We start from the raw sequence: 3,887 nt of genomic DNA on the forward strand, positions 1-3,887 counted from the left end.
ATCGGTCCATTCGGGGTCGCGGGCGGAGATGTGGCCGGCGAGACCCTGGTCGAATCCGTATCGGGCGAACAGGCGGAATGCGCCTGCAAGACGTTCGAGCCGGTGGCGACGTTCAGCCGCGAGCGATGCAGGCGGCGGGACTTCATCGAACCAGAATTTGCGGACGGGCGATGCGTGGAGCGCGAGTTCGGGTGTGGCGGGGAGGGTGCTCATTATTGAATGTCCTTTGGCGGTCGAGCCGGGAGTCGGCTACCCGGTGGATTGCTCCAAAGGCTAACATTCGCGCATTCGAGGGTTAAATATCAAATGCAGATAACCATATCGAATGTGCATGATTGAGGGGTGCCCTAGGCGTCCAGCACCACGACCGAGTTTTCGCCCTGACCTGTTTTCGCGGGAATCGCACTGCAGATCAGTGCGTGTCCCGGTTCGACCTCTCCCTCGCAGGGCACGGGATACGCCACATCGCCGGAAAGCAGGCGCGTGGAACATGTGCCGCATACGCCCGATCTGCAATTCGATGCCACCGCCACGCCGTTTGCTTCGGCGAAGTCGAGGAGGCTTCCATCTTCGGGAGACCATTGCGCGGTCTTTTGCGATCGCATGAAAATGACCTTCGACATAAGCTCAGGATCACGGACCGGGACAATAGGTGCAACTGCTGCGGACCTTTCAGTTCGCTTGACGCTCGCGGGTCCGAACGCTTCGAAACGGATCCGGTCGTCGGCCACGTTCAGCGCGCGCAAGCCGGTGTACAGGTCTTGCATGAAAGCAGCCGGACCGCAGAGGTAGAAGTCGTAGTCGCCGAATGGCAGCACACTCCTGAGATAGTCGATATCCACGCGCTGCGCATCGCGAAGATGAATCGAGAGCTGCGGAAACGCCTGCGCTGCGGCATCAAGTTCGTCAGCGAAGGGGCGATCGATTGCCCGGCGCGCGCCGTGGATGAAATACACATGCTCGGGCTGGGTACGGTCGTTGTTCGAAAGCACGCTGTTGAGCATCGCGATCATCGGTGTGATGCCAATTCCCGCCGATACAAACACGATCGGACGCGAGCTCGTTCGATCGAGCACGAACGCGCCACCCGGCGTCTTCGTTTCCATCACGCTGCCCGCATCGACATGCTCGTGCAACCACGTCGATGCCACACCTTCACGCTTCACCGTGATCCTGTAACGCTTGCCGTCATGCGCATCGGAAAGCGTATAGGTTCGGATCAGCGGCGCCGCGAGCCCGGGAATGTTCAGCCGGATCGGCAGAAACTGGCCAGGCGCAAAAGACGCGAGCGGCTCGTCATCGGTGGGCTCGAAATAAAACGACTTGATGCCGGGCGCTTCGTCGCGAACCTCGGCGACGTTCAGCGTGCGCCACGCGCTCGGCGCTTTCGTCCAGCTCCCTGTCTTCGCCAGTTGCGGCGCGTATTGCACGCCCGACCAACGCAACGGCAAAGCGCTGCGCGTGCGCCGCACTTCACGCACACGCCAGCGGATGAGGCGCTCCGCGCCCTCGAATGATTCGAGATCCTTACCTTCCCAGATCACTTCTGCATCCACGGCCAGATACAGCAGGTCGCCGCTGACGAAGTCGATCACGAGCAAACCCGCGCGCGGATCACGCATCAGATTACCAATGGTGTTGAAGAACAGGTTGCCGCTGAAGTCGGGGGTGGTGAGCGCGTGCTTGCTGTCGATACGAATGAACCCCGGCTTGCCGCCCCGATGCGACACGTCCGCGCCTCGGCCGATACCCGCATCGTCCGATGTATTCGCGCTCGCGATAAAAAACGTGTCCGCGTTGGCAATCAGTTCGCGATCGGCGTCGCTCAGATGATCCGTGATGACAGGCGCCTCGTCGTCACGCGCCTGCTTGCCGAAATCAATGGGCGTCGGCGTACGGCTTTGAATGTATTTTGCACAGTTGCCATAGCTCTGACTGACGGCCACGGTGATCGCATTTTCGTCAACGGACGTGACCACGCCATTCACGCGATTACGCCTGCGCGTGGCGGGCTGAATGCCGAGGCCGCCCAGCAATGCGCCCGCTTTCCACGCGCTTGCGAGAGGGTCGCCTTTCAGGCTGTGGCCCGCGATCCGCAACGTGCGTTCATCGGGCGTGGACACAAAGCCCGGTTCACCGATACGCAATGTTGCCCACGGTTGTCCCGCAGCATCGACGCCGCCCAGCACCATGAACGGCTGCTCTGCGAAGAATTGCCGATGCTGCTCGGGCATGTAGTCACGAATTCCACGACGCGCATTGACGTCCATGCGCTCACGTACCCCCGCTAGTTCCTGTGCCGCCAGTTCGCCGGCGTGAAAGGGCGATTCAACAGCGCTCCAGCCTGCAGGCGGAGCGGCGACAAGGGTATCGGACATGGGCGTTCACCAGTTGGTGGATGGTACGGAGCAATCAGTCGGACTCGGCAAGCAAGCCGGCCTTCGAGGCAGGCATACACAGGAAGCGCGGCAATGCTTCGACGCGCTTCAACCACGCGCGCAGATTGGGATATGGATCGAGCGAAATGCCGCCTTCGGGCGCATGAGCGATGTACGAGTAAGCCGCAATATCCGCGATGGTCGGTGTTTGCCCCACGGCGAACGGCTTGTCACCAAACTCGGGCTCGATGATCGCGAAGAGATCTTCTGCAATGCGCATCGCCCCCGCTTGATCGCGCGGTGCGCCGAACACGGTGACGAGACGCGCGGCACAGGGTCCATACGCGATCTTGCCCGCAGCGAGCGACAACCAGCGTTGAACGGCTGCGGCACCGACGGGATCTTCAGGCAGCCACGATGCATCGCCGTACTTTTGCGCAAGGTAGACGAGGATCGCATTCGAATCCGTCAGAACAATGTCGCCGTCCTCGATCACCGGCACTTCGCCGAACGGATTGAGCGCCAGATGGGCGGGCTTGCGGTTGTCACCCGCTTTCATGTTCAGTTCGATCGTCGTGAACGGCAGGTCGAGCAAGGTGAGGAAAAGCTTCACGCGATGCCCGTGTCCGGACAACAACGTCGTGTGCAAGCGGATCGGCTGATCTGGTTTGGTTTTGATGGCAGAAGGCATGGTCGGATCCTGGCGAATTGATTGATGAGTGAGTCTTCGTAGAATAGGCCGCCACGCGCGATGCGAGAAGACGGATAATCGTGGTAACACAATCCTTTTATAGTGGACAATCGAATGACCGACCTGAGCGGTGTGAACCTCAATCGGCTGGTGGTGTTCGCGGCGGTGGTCGAAGCTGGCTCGCTGACCGCCGCGGCCGACCGCCTTGGAATTGCGAAAACCATGGTCAGCACGCACATGCAGCGGCTCGAGGCGGAAGTGGGCGCCAGCCTGCTCGTGCGAACCACGCGACGCGTGAGCGTCACGGAGGCCGGCCAGGCGTTTTACGCAGCGAGCCGGCAGATCCTGAGCACAGCGGAAGACGCGATTTCGGCGCTCGCGCAAGGCTCCGGCGAATTGCGCGGCACGCTGCGCGTGGCAACGCCGATCGACTACGGGACGAACGTTATCGCGCCCATGCTCGTTGGCTTGCGCCGGACGCATCCGGAGTTGAAGGTCGAGCTGGTGTCTGCGGACAGGATGGTGGATCTGGTTGCAGAAAGCGTCGATGTCGCCATTCGCCTCGGAAGGTTAGCGGACTCGAGTTATCGCGCGGTGAAAATCGGCGGTTTCGTGAAGTGGCTGGTCGCGAGTCCCGAGTTCATCAGTACATGGGGGAAGCCGACTAAACCGGAAGCGCTGGCGAAGCTGCCGTTCGTGGCCATGTCCGCGTTGGTAAAACCATTGGTGGTATCGATTGAAAGCAGGCGAGGCGCCAGGCGTACTGTCCGCTTCAGCGCGGGTTTCTTCGCCGATACATCGCCAACGTGCCGTGCAGC

3 protein-coding genes and 1 pseudogene are annotated in these 3,887 nt (G+C 61.1%); 1 reads left to right on the forward strand and 3 read right to left on the reverse strand.

The features are described 5' to 3' along the window. The 3 genes and pseudogenes from ACFFAR_RS27125 to ACFFAR_RS27135 all read right to left on the reverse strand — a co-directional run. Window positions 1-213: pseudogene (locus ACFFAR_RS27125) on the reverse strand (class II aldolase/adducin family protein); the annotation flags it as partial. Window positions 214-347: 134 nt separating this feature from the next. After that, window positions 348-2,378 carry a pyridoxamine 5'-phosphate oxidase family protein gene (locus ACFFAR_RS27130; protein WP_375508813.1) on the reverse strand — a complete coding sequence of 677 codons (2,031 nt, stop codon included), beginning with the start codon at window positions 2,376-2,378 and terminating at the stop codon, window positions 348-350. Between the two features lie 34 nt (window positions 2,379-2,412). After that, window positions 2,413-3,069 (reverse strand): glutathione S-transferase family protein, encoded by a 657-nt coding sequence (locus ACFFAR_RS27135; RefSeq protein ID WP_375508814.1) that lies wholly within the window; start codon window positions 3,067-3,069, stop codon window positions 2,413-2,415. 114 nt (window positions 3,070-3,183) lie between these two features. Here ACFFAR_RS27135 and ACFFAR_RS27140 point away from each other — a divergent pair. Next, window positions 3,184-3,887, forward strand: a 704-nt coding sequence (locus tag ACFFAR_RS27140; protein WP_375508815.1) for a LysR family transcriptional regulator, incomplete at its 3' end; no start/stop codon positions are given.

The organism is uncultured Caballeronia sp., from assembly GCF_964243625.1.
In the GTDB taxonomy this organism is placed as follows: Bacteria; Pseudomonadota; Gammaproteobacteria; order Burkholderiales; family Burkholderiaceae; genus Caballeronia.